The 14,775-nt window shown below is 58.2% G+C and carries 13 protein-coding genes; 9 read left to right on the forward strand and 4 right to left on the reverse strand.

Annotation, left to right across the window (positions count from 1 at the left end; translation table 11 throughout):
• Nucleotides 1–31: 31 nt before the first annotated feature.
• Nucleotides 32–1,315 carry a putative acyl-CoA thioester hydrolase gene (locus JTA15_RS02380; protein ID WP_014169207.1) on the reverse strand — a complete coding sequence of 428 codons (1,284 nt, stop codon included), beginning with the start codon at nucleotides 1,313–1,315 and terminating at the stop codon, nucleotides 32–34.
• A 224-nt stretch (nucleotides 1,316–1,539) separates the two neighbouring features.
• Between JTA15_RS02380 and hutI the strand changes: the two genes are divergently transcribed.
• From hutI to hutH, 5 genes are all read left to right on the forward strand, one after another.
• Nucleotides 1,540–2,763: an imidazolonepropionase gene (hutI, locus tag JTA15_RS02385; RefSeq protein ID WP_063925249.1), complete on the forward strand. Its 1,224-nt coding sequence runs from the start codon at nucleotides 1,540–1,542 to the stop codon at nucleotides 2,761–2,763.
• A complete protein-coding gene (hutG, locus tag JTA15_RS02390) occupies nucleotides 2,760–3,698 on the forward strand; it encodes a formimidoylglutamase (RefSeq protein ID WP_196087711.1) in 939 nt (312 codons plus the stop codon). The genes hutI and hutG overlap by 4 nt, the downstream gene beginning before the upstream one ends.
• 19 nt (nucleotides 3,699–3,717) lie before the next feature.
• On the forward strand, nucleotides 3,718–4,452 hold the full coding sequence (locus JTA15_RS02395) for a histidine utilization repressor (RefSeq protein ID WP_014169210.1): 735 nt from the start codon (nucleotides 3,718–3,720) through the stop codon (nucleotides 4,450–4,452).
• A gap of 136 nt (nucleotides 4,453–4,588) precedes the next feature.
• Complete coding sequence (gene hutU / locus JTA15_RS02400) at nucleotides 4,589–6,274, forward strand: urocanate hydratase (RefSeq protein ID WP_020884940.1); 1,686 nt, start codon at nucleotides 4,589–4,591, stop codon at nucleotides 6,272–6,274.
• Entirely contained in the window at nucleotides 6,274–7,794 is a 1,521-nt protein-coding gene (gene hutH / locus JTA15_RS02405) for a histidine ammonia-lyase (protein WP_047743870.1), read from the forward strand. The genes hutU and hutH overlap by 1 nt, the downstream gene beginning before the upstream one ends.
• Before the next feature lie 42 nt (nucleotides 7,795–7,836).
• On the opposite strand, the gene JTA15_RS02410 is transcribed toward hutH, so the two are convergent.
• Nucleotides 7,837–8,313, reverse strand: coding sequence for a kinase inhibitor (locus JTA15_RS02410; protein WP_014169213.1), 477 nt, complete (start codon nucleotides 8,311–8,313; stop codon nucleotides 7,837–7,839).
• Between the two features lie 72 nt (nucleotides 8,314–8,385).
• Nucleotides 8,386–9,693, reverse strand: a complete 1,308-nt coding sequence (gene bioA, locus JTA15_RS02415; protein WP_219372820.1) for an adenosylmethionine--8-amino-7-oxononanoate transaminase — start codon at nucleotides 9,691–9,693, stop codon at nucleotides 8,386–8,388.
• A gap of 68 nt (nucleotides 9,694–9,761) precedes the next feature.
• On the opposite strand from bioA, the gene bioB reads away from it, so the two are divergent.
• The 4 genes from bioB to bioD are packed head-to-tail and all read left to right on the forward strand — an operon-like array spanning nucleotide 9,762 to nucleotide 13,389.
• Entirely contained in the window at nucleotides 9,762–10,802 is a 1,041-nt protein-coding gene (gene bioB, locus JTA15_RS02420) for a biotin synthase BioB (protein WP_014169215.1), read from the forward strand.
• A complete protein-coding gene (gene bioF / locus JTA15_RS02425; protein WP_044866437.1) occupies nucleotides 10,799–11,956 on the forward strand; it encodes an 8-amino-7-oxononanoate synthase in 1,158 nt (385 codons plus the stop codon). The genes bioB and bioF overlap by 4 nt, the downstream gene beginning before the upstream one ends.
• Complete coding sequence (gene bioC, locus JTA15_RS02430; RefSeq protein WP_014169217.1) at nucleotides 11,940–12,695, forward strand: malonyl-ACP O-methyltransferase BioC; 756 nt, start codon at nucleotides 11,940–11,942, stop codon at nucleotides 12,693–12,695. The genes bioF and bioC overlap by 17 nt, the downstream gene beginning before the upstream one ends.
• Complete coding sequence (gene bioD, locus JTA15_RS02435) at nucleotides 12,688–13,389, forward strand: dethiobiotin synthase (protein ID WP_063934396.1); 702 nt, start codon at nucleotides 12,688–12,690, stop codon at nucleotides 13,387–13,389. The genes bioC and bioD overlap by 8 nt, the downstream gene beginning before the upstream one ends.
• Here bioD and JTA15_RS02440 read toward each other — a convergent pair.
• The gene (locus JTA15_RS02440; RefSeq protein WP_014169219.1) at nucleotides 13,352–14,074 is read right to left on the reverse strand and encodes an ABC transporter ATP-binding protein; all 723 of its coding nucleotides are present in this window, start codon (nucleotides 14,072–14,074) and stop codon (nucleotides 13,352–13,354) included. The genes bioD and JTA15_RS02440 overlap by 38 nt on opposite strands.
• Nucleotides 14,075–14,775: the final 701 nt, after the last annotated feature.

Genomic DNA, 14,775 nt, shown 5'->3' on the forward strand with positions numbered 1-14,775 from the left:
CGAGTACAGCAAAAGACATCAACGCATTCTTTTATTGCTTAGGCTCAGCAACTACTTTGCTACCCAGACCGCGGTTGTTGTATTCCCACATGCGGTTGAAGTTAGCGTCATTCAGGTTGCGCTGCACGTTACCTTTATCATCCACGCTACCGGTATTGCCGGAGAAAGGACGTTTGGAGATAGCGGCATCGGCCCATGGCTTAGCCATGTTGAAACCTTCGTTGATCACGCTGTCACGAATAACAACCTGACCGTTGGTGGCAGAGTCCACATCCAGCGAGCGGCCCAGCTGCGCGACGCCGTCACCGGACGCGTTAAAGCGGCTGTTAACGGCCAGGAAGCCGTAGAACAGGTTGGATTGCGTGGCCGGGGCAAACACATAACCTTCCTGCTGAGTGCGTGAATTCACCACGCGGAAATCGGTGTTCTCAAACACCACCGCGCCGCGACCGGAGACCAGATCCACGTCACCTTCAACGTAGCTGTTAGTGACCAGCGTACGGGTCAGACGGTTATTCTGCAGCGTGTTCTGAACACCGCTGTTCGTCACGAAGAAGGTGTTCTGACGGCCGAGAATATTCACGTTGTTGATCTGCACTTTATCGCCATCGCTACGCAGTGCAACGGCCTGGTGGTTACCGGCATCCACGCTATCGCCCAGGGTATTCTGAATGGTCAGATTCTGCAGCTGCAGGCCATTATTCTGAGACCAGACGACCGCCGAACACATCACGCCGATGGTAGCTGCACGCTTGCTCTGGCAGTTGTCAAACATGTACCACGCCGGTTTGCCTGGCATGTATTTACCCGCCGGGTTGACCAGGCGACGCCAGGTGTTGCTGTCGATTTCAGAATCAATCGCCAGACCAATTTTCACGTCGACCGCTTTCTCGCCCGTCCCGTAAAGGGTGATGCTGCCCGGTGCTGCCGGAACGTAAACGGTGCCTTCATATTCCCCAGGCAGGATCGCGATGTACTGGCGAGAGGCGCTGTGTTTGGTGATAGCCGCGTCAACCGCAGCCTGAATCGTCGTGTGCGTCACGCCCTGCGTACCTGCCGGACCGACAACGAAGTCAGGTTGTTTCGGCAGGTTAATAGAAGACGGTGTCCACGGCGCAGCGTTAGGGTCCATCGCCGAGAAGTAGTGTGCACGGTCAAAGTTCTTCGCTTCATCAGCGGACAAAATCGGGCGAGAGGCGGTACCCGGTGCAACCTGCTCAGAAGGCTGCTGGTCCGGTGGGGTAGAACTGCATGCGGATAATGTCACGCCAAAGGCGAGCGCTAACGCCAGACGGGAAATCCTGGAAATGTTCAAGGTAAAGCTCCTGGGTATGCAAGTCTTAACGGGATAGACGAAATAGCCTGCTTTTTTATACTAAGTTGAGCGAAACGGGAAGATAAAAAGGGTAAAAGATGCATTTTTTACCCGCGGGAGGCGGGAAAGTCATCACAAATAAATAACATTTTCCGCCAGAGCGGTTGACAGCAGGGGGCAGATGAAAATAAATGTCTATACAACCCATGACAAGTGGAATGCCCATGCAGCAGCTTCATCCCGACGATGTAATATGGCGCAATGCGCGACTGGCGACAATGATCCCGGACGACAGCACGCCTTATGGCCTGAAAGCGCAGCACGCCCTGGTGGTGCGCGGCCAGACGATTCTGGCCGTCATTCCCGAATCTGACATCCCTTCCGGCCACCGTCACTGTGTCGATCTGCACGGTCGTCTGGTCACCCCCGGGCTGATTGACTGCCATACCCACCTGGTGTTCGGTGGCGATCGTGCGGCAGAGTGGGAGCAGCGTCTGAACGGCGTCTCTTATCAAACCATCAGCGCGCAGGGCGGCGGGATTAACGCGACCGTGACGGCGACGCGGAGCAGTTCGCCCGAGACCCTGCTCAGGCTGGCGCAACAGCGTCTGCAGCGGCTGATCGATGAAGGGGTGACCACGGTTGAAATCAAGTCGGGATATGGTCTCAACGCCGAAGCGGAAGAGAAGATGCTGCAGGTCGCCCGCCAGCTGGGCCAGAACAATCCGGTAGAGATCAGCCCAACGCTTCTGGCTGCGCATGCGGTTCCGGCGGAATACCGCCACGACGCGGACGCGTATCTCACCAGGGTGTGCGAGCAGATGATGCCCACGCTGTGGCAAAAAGGCTTATTCGAAGCCGTGGATGTGTTTTGCGAAAATGTCGGCTTCACGCCAGCGCAAACCGAGCGGCTTTTCCGCGCTGCCACTGCCCTGGGGATTCCGGTCAAAGGACACGTGGAACAGCTTTCAAATCTTGGCGGCGCGGCGCTGGTCAGCCGCTTTAAGGGGCTTTCCGCCGATCATATTGAATATCTCGACGATGACGGTGTTCAGGCGATGGCGCACAACGGCACGGTTGCGGTATTACTGCCGGGGGCGTTCTATTTTCTTCAGGAGCGCCAGCGTCCGCCGGTTGAAAAACTCAGAAAAGAGGGCGTTCCCATGGCTGTCGCCACCGACTATAACCCCGGCACCAGCCCGTTCGCGAGTATTCATCTCGCGATGAATATGGCCTGCGTGCAGTTTGGCCTGACGCCTGAAGAGGCCTGGGCTGGCGTGACGCGACATGCTGCCCAGGCGCTGGGACGCGGGGCCACGCACGGGCAGCTGCAGGCTGGATTCGTGGCTGACTTTGTCGTCTGGGATGCACATCACCCGGTCGAAATGGTCTACGAGCCGGGACGCAATCCGTTGTATCAACGTATTTTCCGTGGGGAGAGCGTATGAGACTCTGGCGGCCGGTTGCCGAGACCGTCTGGCAGGGGCGCGACGACAGCGCCGAGGCCAGCAATGCAAAACGTATTTTTCAGACCCTACGACAGATGCCGGTATTTACCCCTCAGTCATCCGGCATCGCTTTGATAGGGTTTGAATGTGATGAAGGGGTAAAACGCAATCAGGGCAGGCCCGGCGCCGTACAGGCCCCGGAGGTGCTTCGCAAAGCGCTGGCGAACATGGCAAGTCATCATGGACATGACCGGCTGGTGGATATGGGGTCGGTATATGTCGAGGGCGATAACCTGGAAGCGGCTCAGCGGGCGTTAAGCGATGCCGTGCAGGCCTGCCAGCAGTCCGGCATGCGTACGCTGGTTTTTGGCGGGGGACACGAGACCGCCTGGGCGCATGGCCGCGGGGTTCTGGATGCTTTCCCGAACGCGCGCGTGGTGGTGATAAACCTGGATGCACACCTTGACCTGCGCAAGGCGGACCACGCGACCTCCGGCACGCCTTTTCGTCAGCTGGCACACTACTGTGTGGAACAGGCGCGCGATTTTCAGTATGCCTGCCTGGGCGTCAGCCGGGCGGCGAACACGCAGGCGCTGTGGGATGAAGCTGAGCGACTAAACGTCACGCTGGTGGAAGACCTTCATTTCAGGCGAGATGCGTTATCGGCTCTGGACAAGGTTCTGGCCCAGGCCGACCGCGTTTACCTCACCATTGACCTCGATGTTTTGCCTGCTGGCGAAATGCCAGCCGTCTCAGCGCCCGCGGCGTTAGGGGTACCCGCGCTGGATCTTCTGCCGGTGATTGAACATATCTGCCGCAGTGGAAAACTGCAGGCTGCCGATCTGGTAGAATTTAACCCGCAGTACGATCGGGACGGACAGGGGGCAAAGCTTGCCGCTCGTCTGGCCTGGCAAATTGCTCACTGGTGGGCATAACAACGTTTAAGGAGTCAGGATGTTTTCACGCTCACCGCTGTCGCAGTCCAGCCCTCCCGCGCCTTTCTATGAAAAGGTGAAGCAGGCCATCAGCGAAAAAATCGCAACCGGCGTCTGGCGGCCGCACGATCGCATTCCGTCCGAGGCCGAACTGGTCGCACAGTTTGGTTTTAGCCGAATGACCATCAACCGGGCGCTGCGCGAGCTGACCGATGAGGGCCTTCTGGTGCGTCTGCAGGGGGTCGGAACCTTCGTTGCGGAGCCGAAAGGGCAATCAGCGCTGTTTGAGATCAGAAGTATTGCCGATGAGATAGCCTCGCGTAACCATCAGCACCACTGTGAAGTGCTGGTGCTCGAAGAGACACAGGCCAGCGCCGAGCAGGCCGTGGAGCTGAATGTCAAAGAGGGAAGCCGCATCTTTCATTCCGTGATGGTGCATTATGAAAACGACATCCCGGTGCAGATTGAAGATCGCTGCGTGAACGCCGATCGGGTGCCCGAGTACCTGGATCAGGATTACACCCAGACCACACCGCATGCCTATCTTTCGCTCATCGCGCCGCTGACGGAAGGGGAACATATTGTGGAAGCGGTTCGCGCTACGCCGCAGGAGTGCGAACTGTTGCGGATCAAAGAGCACGATCCTTGCCTGCTCATTCGTCGCCGTACCTGGTCTTCGTCGCATATTGTGTCGCATGCCAGACTGCTGTTCCCGGGAAATCGATACCGGCTGCAGGGCCATTTCATGTCGTAAGGGTCATACGTTTTAAAAGCGTGATAGCTAACGCAATATAACAAAATTGTATCTTTTTTGTTAAATCCGACCTTGTGTGTGCTTGTCTATACAAGTATATCTGAATACATCATCTGTCCCGTATGAGGAGCACACAATGTCGTCAGGTAAATACCGCCAGCAGGATGTCCGCGCCGCGCGCGGCACCACACTTACCGCCAAAAGCTGGCTCACCGAAGCCCCGCTGCGCATGTTGATGAATAACCTCGATCCTGAGGTCGCGGAGAACCCCCACGAGCTGGTGGTGTATGGCGGCATAGGCCGCGCCGCGCGCAACTGGGAGTGCTATGACGCGATTGTTGAATCCCTGACTCATCTGGAACATGACGAAACCCTGCTGGTGCAATCCGGCAAACCGGTCGGCGTGTTCAAAACCCACAAGAATGCACCGCGCGTGCTGATCGCCAACTCTAACCTTGTCCCGCACTGGGCGACCTGGGAACACTTTAACGAGCTGGACGCCAAAGGGCTGGCGATGTATGGCCAGATGACGGCGGGAAGCTGGATCTACATCGGCAGTCAGGGGATTGTGCAGGGCACCTACGAAACCTTCGTGGAAGCCGGTCGTCAGCATTATAACGGTTCGCTGAAAGGTCGCTGGGTACTGACCGCCGGTCTGGGGGGAATGGGGGGCGCACAGCCGCTGGCCGCGACCCTTGCCGGTGCCTGCTCCCTGAACATCGAATGTCAGCAGAGCCGCATTGATTTCCGACTGCGTACCCGTTACGTCGATGAACAGGCTGAAAACCTGGATGACGCGCTGGCACGCATCAAAAAATACACGTCAGAAGGCAAAGCGATGTCGATTGCGCTCTGCGGCAACGCGGCTGACATTCTCCCTGAACTGGTGGCCCGTGGCGTACGCCCGGATCTCGTCACCGACCAGACCAGCGCGCACGACCCCCTTCACGGCTATCTGCCATCGGGCTGGACGTGGGAAGCGTATCAGCAAAAAGCCGAAAGTGACCCGGAAGGCACGGTGCTCGCCGCTAAACGTTCCATGGCGGAGCACGTGAACGCCATGCTGGCCTTTAGCCAGATGGGCATTCCGACATTTGATTACGGCAACAATATTCGCCAGATGGCGAAAGAGATGGGCGTGAGTAACGCCTTCGACTTCCCGGGGTTTGTGCCTGCCTATATTCGTCCGCTGTTCTGTCGCGGTATTGGTCCGTTCCGCTGGGTGGCCCTGTCCGGCGACCCGGAAGATATCTACAAAACCGACGCCAAAGTGAAGGAGATCGTCGCCGACGACGAACATCTGCACCACTGGCTGGATATGGCTCGCGAGCGCATTAACTTCCAGGGCTTGCCGGCGCGGATCTGCTGGGTCGGGCTGGAGTGGCGACAAAAACTGGGTCTGGCCTTTAACGAAATGGTGCGCAGCGGTGAAGTCTCCGCGCCGATTGTTATCGGACGGGACCATCTCGACTCGGGCTCTGTTGCCAGCCCGAACCGTGAAACCGAAGCCATGCGCGACGGCTCCGATGCCGTCTCCGACTGGCCACTGCTGAATGCCTTACTGAATACCGCCAGCGGGGCGACCTGGGTGTCGCTGCATCACGGTGGTGGCGTAGGTATGGGCTTCTCCCAGCACTCGGGAATGGTCATCGTGTGTGATGGTACGGATGAAGCGGCAGCGCGTATCGCTCGCGTGCTGCATAACGACCCGGCAACCGGCGTAATGCGCCACGCGGATGCCGGTTACGAGATTGCGATTGAATGTGCCAAAGAGCAGGGCCTGAACCTGCCGATGATCCCTGCCACACAAGGAAAGCATTAATGAACGCCTTAACCCTCACTCCCGGCTCACTGACGCTCAAACAGCTGCGTAACGTCTGGCGTCAACCGGTTACGCTCTCACTTGATGAAAGCGCCCACGCCGCGATTAACGACAGCGTTGCCTGCGTTGAAGCCATTATTGCCGAAGGACGTACCGCCTACGGCATCAATACCGGATTTGGTCTGCTGGCGCAGACGCGTATCGCCACGCACGATCTGGAAAATTTACAGCGCTCGCTGGTGCTTTCGCATGCGGCGGGTGTCGGTCAACCGCTGGATGATGACATTGTCCGCCTGATGATGGTGCTCAAAATCAACAGCCTGGCACGTGGGTTCTCCGGAATTCGCCTCAGCGTGATCGAGGCGCTGATGGCGCTGGTGAATGCGGAGGTCTATCCGTGGATCCCGGCAAAAGGTTCCGTCGGTGCATCCGGCGATCTTGCGCCACTGGCCCATATGTCGCTGCTGCTGCTCGGTGAAGGTCAGGCTCGCTGGAAGGGCGAGTGGCTCCCCGCGAAAGAGGCGCTGAAAAAAGCCGGATTGACCCCGATAACGCTGGCGGCGAAAGAGGGGCTGGCGCTGCTTAACGGGACCCAGGCCTCGACGGCGTTTGCGTTGCGTGGTCTGTTTGAAGCCGAAGATCTTTTCGCCTCCGCGGTCGTGTGCGGTGCGCTGACCACCGAGGCGGTGCTTGGCTCACGTCGTCCGTTTGACGCCCGTATCCACGAGGTGCGCGGCCAGCGCGGGCAGATTGACGCCGCGGCGATGTACCGTCACCTGCTGACCGAGACCAGCGAAATTGCAGACTCTCACCATAACTGTGACAAGGTACAGGATCCGTATTCGCTTCGCTGTCAGCCCCAGGTGATGGGAGCCTGTCTGACGCAGCTGCGCCACGCGGCAGAAGTGCTGCTGGTGGAGGCGAATGCGGTGTCTGATAACCCGCTGGTGTTCGCTCAGGAAAACGAAGTGGTCTCCGGGGGAAATTTCCACGCCGAGCCTGTGGCGATGGTGGCGGATAATATCGCGCTGGCGATTGCGGAAGTGGGGGCCTTATCCGAACGTCGCATCGCGCTGATGATGGATAAACATATGTCCCAGCTGCCGCCGTTCCTGGTCCGCAACGGCGGGGTCAACTCCGGATTTATGATTGCCCAGGTGACGGCCGCGGCGCTGGCGAGCGAGAACAAGGCCCTGTCGCATCCGCACAGCGTGGACAGTCTGCCAACGTCAGCGAACCAGGAGGATCATGTCTCGATGGCCCCGGCCGCTGGACGTCGTCTGTGGGAGATGGCCGCCAACACCCGTGGCGTGCTGGCGGTGGAATGGCTGGCCGCATGTCAGGGCGTTGATCTGCGTGAAGGTCTGAAGTCCAGCCCGCTGCTGGAACAGGCGCGTCATCTGCTGCGTGAACAGGTCGCGCATTACGATGATGACCGTTTCTTTGCGCCGGATATTGATAAAGCGATCGCGCTGCTGGAGAAGGGAAGCCTGGTGGGCTTACTGCCTTCGGTGCTCTAAGATTTGCCCGGTGGCCCGGACACGTTCAGGCCACCGGTTTTTTTACGAATACATCGCCGTGATCGATGCGCTGCCCAGCGAATGAAAATGGACGTTAAAGCCGACCATTGCGCCACTCGCACCCTCATCCACCTCAATCTTGTCCACATCCAGCGCGTGAACCGTGAAGATATAGCGGTGCGTTTCCCCTTTTGGCGGCGCGGCACCACCGTAACCCGCTTTGCCAAAATCGGTTCGGGTCTGGATAGCGCCTTCAGGCAGCGCCACCAGGTCAGAGCCGGAACCTTGCGGCAGAACGCGCGTATCCGCAGGCAGGTTCGCCACTATCCAGTGCCACCACCCTGAGCCTGTAGGAGCATCCGGGTCATAGCAGGTGACAACAAAGCTTTTGGTTCCCGCCGGAACATCGTCCCACGCCAGATGCGGAGAGATATTATCCCCCTGATAACCCATGCCGTTAAAAACGTGGCGTTCAGGCAGTTTTTCCCCGTCGCGCAGATCTTTACTGATGATTTTCATACGATTTACCTCGGTACCCGATTATGCAAAAAGTGTAATGCATAAACAGAGTACCGACGTTAACGCTCAGGGTTAAATCGCAAAATGTGCGGGAATGTTAACGGCGTCAACTACCGCAGCCGTTAACTTACGTAGCTGAGCCGGCGAGATAACATAAGGCGGCATCAGATAGATAAGCTTGCCGAAAGGACGCACCCACACTCCCCGTTCCACGAAGAAACGCTGCAGCGCCGCCATGTTAACCGGATGGGTGGTCTCAATCACGCCGATGGCACCCAGCACGCGCACATCCGCCACGAATTCAGTCGCTGACGCTGCGCTCAGCTCCTGGCGAAGCTGCGCTTCAATCGTCGCGACCTGCGTTTGCCACTCGCCACTCTCGAGAATGGCCAGGCTTTCGCTCGCCACCGCGCAGGCCAGCGGGTTGCCCATAAACGTCGGGCCGTGCATAAAGCAGCCCGCGTCGCCGTCGCTGATGGTGTCGGCAACGTGGCGCGTTGTCAGCGTGGCGGACAACGTCATGGTGCCGCCGGTCAGCGCTTTACCCAGACACAGAATATCCGGTGCGATCCCCGCATGCTCGCAGGCGAACAGCTTGCCGGTGCGGCTAAAGCCGGTGGCGATCTCATCGGCAATCAGCAGAATGCCCTCGCGATCGCACATCTTACGAATGCGCGTCAGCCACGCCGGGTGGTACATCCGCATCCCGCCTGCACCCTGTACAACCGGCTCAAGAATAACGGCGGCAATCTCATGGCGGTGGGCAGCCATCAGCCGCGCAAAACCGACCATGTCCATTTCATCCCACTCTCCGTCAAAACGGCTTTGCGGTGCCGGGGCAAAGAGGTTCTCTGGCAGATAGCCCTTCCACAGGCTGTGCATGGAGTTATCCGGATCGCACACCGACATCGCGCCGAACGTGTCGCCGTGATAGCCGTTGCGGAAGGTGAGGAACCGCTGGCGGGTCTCACCTCTGGCGTGCCAGTACTGCAGCGCCATTTTCATCGCCACTTCCACGGCAACAGAGCCGGAATCTGCAAGGAAAACGCACTCCAGCGGGGCCGGGGTCATCGCGACCAGACGCCGGCAAAGGTCAACCGCAGGCTGATGGGTGATACCGCCAAACATCACGTGCGACATCTGGTCAATCTGCGCTTTCATCGCCGCATTCAGACGCGGGTGGTTATACCCGTGAATAGCCGCCCACCAGGATGACATGCCGTCCACAAGCGACTCACCGCTGCTCAGGGTCAGTTCGCACCCGTGAGCCGAGGCGACCGGGTAAACGGGGAGGGGGCGGGTAGTGGAAGTGTATGGGTGCCAGATATGCTGCTTGTCGAAGGCGAGATCGTCCTGGGTCATAATCGACTTGTAAACCATTTTGAAAAGTTTTAGGTTTACGAGTATAAACCGATCTGAAAATTAACAAAACCCTTTGGAGAAGCCCCATGGCTCACCACGCACGCTGGACGATGTCGCAAGTTACTGAATTATTCAATAAACCTTTCCTTGAGCTGATGTTTGAAGCCCAACAGGTGCATCGTCAGCACTTCGATCCACGCCATGTGCAGGTCAGTACGCTGCTGTCGATCAAGACCGGCGCATGCCCAGAAGATTGCAAATACTGCCCGCAGAGTGCGCGCTATAAAACCGGGCTTGAATCTGAACGTCTGATGGAAGTGGAGCAGGTGCTCGACTCTGCCCGTAAGGCGAAAAATGCAGGCTCAACCCGATTCTGTATGGGCGCGGCATGGAAAAACCCGCACGATCGCGACATGCCGTATCTGGAGCAGATGGTGAAAGGGGTGAAAGAGATGGGGCTGGAAGCCTGCATGACCCTTGGCACGCTGAACGAAGAGCAGGCGCAACGCCTTTCCGCGGCAGGGCTGGATTACTACAACCACAACCTCGACACCTCCCCTGAATTTTACGGCAATATCATCACCACGCGGACCTATCAGGAGCGTCTCGACACGCTGGATAAAGTGCGTGACGCCGGCATCAAAGTCTGTTCAGGCGGGATTGTGGGACTGGGCGAAACGGTGAAAGACCGTGCAGGTCTTCTGCTGCAGCTGGCGAACCTGCCCACGCCGCCGGAAAGCGTGCCGATCAACATGCTGGTGAAAGTTAAAGGTACGCCACTGGCGGATAACGAAGACGTGGATGCATTTGATTTTATCCGCACCATTGCGGTGGCGCGTATCATGATGCCGACCTCCTACGTGCGCCTCTCGGCGGGTCGTGAGCAGATGAGCGAGCAGACGCAGGCGATGTGCTTTATGGCCGGGGCCAACTCCATCTTCTACGGCTGCAAACTGCTGACCACCCCGAACCCGGAAGAGGACAAAGACGTCCAGTTGTTCCGCAAGCTGGGGCTGAACCCGCATCAGACCGACGTCCTGACGGGGGATAACGAGCAACAGCAGCAGCTGGAGCAGCAGATTTTCAACGCCGATACTGACCAGTTCTACAACGCGGCAACCGTATGACCTGGCAGGCACGTATCCATTCCGCGCTCGAAGAACGGCGGGCGGCAGATGCCTTTCGCGTTCGCAACGTGGTAGAAAACGGCGCAGGCCGTTTTCTCACCCGCGAGGGCCGGCAGTTTTGCAATTTCTCCAGCAATGATTATCTCGGGCTGAGCCAGCACCCGGCAATCGTCCGCGCCTGGCAGCAGGGGGCGGAGCGGTTTGGCGTCGGCAGCGGCGGTTCGGGGCATGTCAGCGGCTACACCACGGCGCATCAGGCGCTGGAGGAGGCCCTTGCCGACTGGCTGGGGTATCCGCGTGCGTTGCTGTTCATTTCAGGTTTTGCCGCCAACCAGGCGGTCATCACCGCGCTAATGGGCAAGGACGACCGCATTGTTGCCGACCGCTTAAGTCACGCCTCGCTGCTGGAAGCGGCAAGTTTAAGCCCTGCGCAGCTCCGCCGCTTTGCCCATAACGATGCGGCTCAGCTTGCTGGTCTGCTCGATAAGCCCTGCACCGGACAGCAGCTGGTGGTCACAGAAGGGGTGTTCAGCATGGACGGCGACAGTGCACCGCTGCGTCCGCTGCATGAGACGGCGCAGCGACAAAACGCCTGGCTGCTGGTTGATGATGCGCATGGTATTGGCGTGATGGGTGAGGAAGGGCGCGGTAGCGTTCATCAGCAAAACGTGAAGCCGGAACTGCTGGTGGTGACCTTCGGGAAAGGTTTTGGCGTGAGCGGGGCGGCCGTGTTGTGCAGCGAGTCTGTCGCCGACTATCTGCTGCAGTTCGCCCGTCATCTCATTTACAGCACCAGTATGCCACCCGCACAGGCCGTGGCGCTGTCTGCATCACTGGCGGTGATCCGCAGCGCTGAAGGTGCGGAACGACGGGCGCGTCTGGCGGAACATATCCGGCGTTTTCGCCAGGGGTTACGCCATCTCCCGTTCCAGAGCACCGATTCGCAGAGCGCAATCCAGCCGGTGATGGTGGGGGAAAACGGTCTGGCTCTCACGCTGGCGCAGACGCTTCGCGAGCGGGGGATATGGGTGACGGCTATCCGTCCACCAACCGTACCGCCAGGCACTGCCCGACTGCGTCTGACGCTCACGGCGGCGCACGAAGCAGAGGATATCGAGGCACTTCTGGAGGCGCTGCATGACACCCGTGAATAAACAGGCGATCGCGGCGGCATTTGGCCGGGCCGCGCGCAGCTATTCGCAGCACGATGAACTCCAGCGTCAGAGCGCGCAGGGGCTGCTTGCTTTACTTAACGAGACCCGGTTCTCTCAGGTGCTGGACGCCGGGTGTGGGCCAGGTGCCAATAGCCGACACTGGCGTGCGGCCGGCAGCGAGGTGACGGCCATCGACCTGTCGCCCGATATGCTTGAGGAGGCCCGTCAGCAGCAGGCCGCGCACCACTATCTGGTTGCCGATATTGAGTCCATTCCGCTGCCGGATGCGCGGTTTGATCTGGTCTGGAGCCATCTGGCGGTACAGTGGTGCAGTAGTCTCCCGCAGGCATTAAACGAGCTTTATCGCGTGGCGCGCCCGGGTGGATGCGTGGCCTTCACCACGCTGCTGGAAAGCTCTTTACCGGAGCTTAATCAGGCGTGGAAAGCGGTGGATGAACAACCTCACGCTAACCGTTTTTTGTCGCACGAGCAGGTCATCCACGCGCTGGCGGGATGGCGCTATCGCTGTGCTGAGCAGACCATTACGCTGAATTTCGACGATGCCTTCAGCGCCATGCGCTCCCTGAAGGGCATTGGCGCGACCCATCTGCATGCGGGGCGTGAAAAGAAGCCTCTTACCCGCGGCCAGTTGCAGCGTCTGGAGCTGGCGTGGCCGCAGCAGCGGGGGCAGTTCCCGCTCTCATATCAACTTTTTCATGGGATTATTGAACGTGACTGAACGTTATTTTGTCACCGGAACAGATACCGAAGTGGGCAAGACGGTTGCCAGCTCAGCGCTGCTGCAGGCGGCGCGCATGCAGGGAAAAACCACCGCCGGATATAAACCTGTCGCCTCCGGCAGCGAGATGACGGCGCACGGGTTGCGCAATACCGACGCGCTGGCGCTCCAGCGCAACAGCACGCTTGAACTTGCCTATTCAGCGGTGAATCCGTACACCTTTGCCGAGCCCACCTCGCCGCATATTATCAGCGCCGATGAAGGTCGCCCGATTGATTTTGCCGTGCTTTCTGCCGGGTTACGCGCCCTTGAATGCCAGGCTGACTGGGTGCTGGTGGAGGGCGCCGGTGGCTGGTTTACGCCACTTTCGGCGGACCAGACCTTTGCTGACTGGGTGCAAATCGAGCAGCTGCCGGTAATCCTGGTGGTAGGGGTCAAACTCGGCTGTATCAACCATGCGATGCTGACCGCCCAGGCCGTTCAGCAGGCCGGGCTGCGCCTGGCCGGCTGGATAGCCAACGACGTGGTTGCGCCGGGCAGGCGACATCAGGAGTATCTGGCAACGCTGAAGCGGGTGCTTCCTGCGCCGTTTCTTGGGGAGATCCCGTGGCTGGCTGACACTGCCGGGTGCGCTGAAACCGGGCATTACCTCGATCTCAGCGTCTTGCCTCCAGCGACATCCAGTGGGCGATAAGCTCGTCGTCCAGCTCGTTAACGTGGCCCTGGGCCACGTTACGCCCGCGATACAGCATGCAAAAGCGCTCCGCAACCCGGCGGATAAACGACAGTTGCTGCTCAGCTAACAACACCGTCATTCCCAGTTCCCGGTTTAACCGCACCAGCAGCTGGCTCAGCTTCTGGGCGAAGCTGTGGCCCGCGCCATGCATAGGCTCATCCAGAATCAGCATCCGCGGACGGATGACCAGCGCATTGGCCAGCGCCAGCTGATACTGGTCGTCTGGCGAAAGCGTGTTGGCCCGGGTTTGTCGCAGCGCATAGAGTTCCGGAAAGAGGTCGTAAACGTCACTTTTCGCTTCAGGGTCAGGTTTCCCTGTCGCGCGCATGGCGATATGCAGATTTTCATCAATGGTTAACTGGGAGAAAATCCGCCTGTCCTGCGGGACATAGCCTATTCCCGGGCCAGCGAAGGGTTCTGGCGTCTGGCTAAGCAAATCTCGCGGCGGTGCACCGGCTTCGTGCCAGATGATGGTGCCGCTGTCGACAGGCACTTTCCCGGCGATGCAATTCATCAGGGTCGTTTTGCCCATCCCCGGCAGGCCAACAACGCCTGTACACATGCCTTTGGGAAAATCTAAATCCACGTTCCATAGCGTATGTTGGCTTCCGTAAAACTGGTTAACTGCACGCAGACTCAACATCTTTCTCTCCTTAAAAATCTGTGTGGGTGAGGCTCATTGTGGGATGTGCAAAACTCCTGCCAGAAACCCTAAATTGATTAAAAAAGAGACTTTTTTAGGAATTCGTCCTGGATAAGCGGTGTGTGATTACTCCCTTTGCACATCTGCGGTGCCGGACGTGATGAGTTGTGGTGCAGGGTTAAAATGGTGGAAATGTGAGCAAGATCGCATCGGTTGGTTATGAATGACACAACTGTTTATCAGCAAAAAATAGCTATAAAAAATTTTTGCTGCCGTTTCGTGGGAAAAGTCGGGAATTTGCTGAGCGGCGGTCTGCACGGGCTGGAAGCAGTTATCCACTATTCCTGTGGATAACCATGTGCATTAGAGTTAGAAAACACGCGATAAGCGAGAGAAGACGCGGGTTACGACCAAATTGGCGCGAAACGCGGCTTTAGAAAATATCGCTTAATATTTAATTGGTTAGATAAAAGCAATTGCCGTAATGAAAGTGTCACCTGTTGCCATAAAACTATCATTACCTGGCTTGACAAATGTTAAAAAAGAAAAAGTTCTGGGGATAACCCGTCCTGACTGGTGTTTTATGTTGTCACGGTCCAAATTTTGACCGCTATCGCGCTAATCACCCTGCCGGTACTCTAAATATCCTGACATGCTACTGGTTTTTCATCCAGTGTTTTTTACTGGCATTCCTGGCAGCA

Origin of the sequence: Enterobacter sp. BIDMC 29 (genome assembly GCF_019378755.1) — a bacterium.
Classification (GTDB): Bacteria; Pseudomonadota; Gammaproteobacteria; order Enterobacterales; family Enterobacteriaceae; genus Enterobacter; species Enterobacter ludwigii.

Excerpts from the sequence above, each read along its gene's own strand:
- hutI (WP_063925249.1), top strand. The coding sequence starts at position 1,540 with ATGCAGCAGCTTCATCCCGACGATGTAATATGGCGCAATGCGCGACTG.
- hutG (WP_196087711.1), top strand. The coding sequence starts at position 2,760 with ATGAGACTCTGGCGGCCGGTTGCCGAGACCGTCTGGCAGGGGCGCGAC.
- JTA15_RS02395 (WP_014169210.1), top strand. The coding sequence starts at position 3,718 with ATGTTTTCACGCTCACCGCTGTCGCAGTCCAGCCCTCCCGCGCCTTTC.
- hutU (WP_020884940.1), top strand. The coding sequence starts at position 4,589 with ATGTCGTCAGGTAAATACCGCCAGCAGGATGTCCGCGCCGCGCGCGGC.
- hutH (WP_047743870.1), top strand. The coding sequence starts at position 6,274 with ATGAACGCCTTAACCCTCACTCCCGGCTCACTGACGCTCAAACAGCTG.
- JTA15_RS02410 (WP_014169213.1), bottom strand. The coding sequence starts at position 8,313 with ATGAAAATCATCAGTAAAGATCTGCGCGACGGGGAAAAACTGCCTGAA.
- bioA (WP_219372820.1), bottom strand. The coding sequence starts at position 9,693 with ATGGTTTACAAGTCGATTATGACCCAGGACGATCTCGCCTTCGACAAG.
- bioB (WP_014169215.1), top strand. The coding sequence starts at position 9,762 with ATGGCTCACCACGCACGCTGGACGATGTCGCAAGTTACTGAATTATTC.
- bioF (WP_044866437.1), top strand. The coding sequence starts at position 10,799 with ATGACCTGGCAGGCACGTATCCATTCCGCGCTCGAAGAACGGCGGGCG.
- bioC (WP_014169217.1), top strand. The coding sequence starts at position 11,940 with ATGACACCCGTGAATAAACAGGCGATCGCGGCGGCATTTGGCCGGGCC.
- JTA15_RS02440 (WP_014169219.1), bottom strand. The coding sequence starts at position 14,074 with ATGTTGAGTCTGCGTGCAGTTAACCAGTTTTACGGAAGCCAACATACG.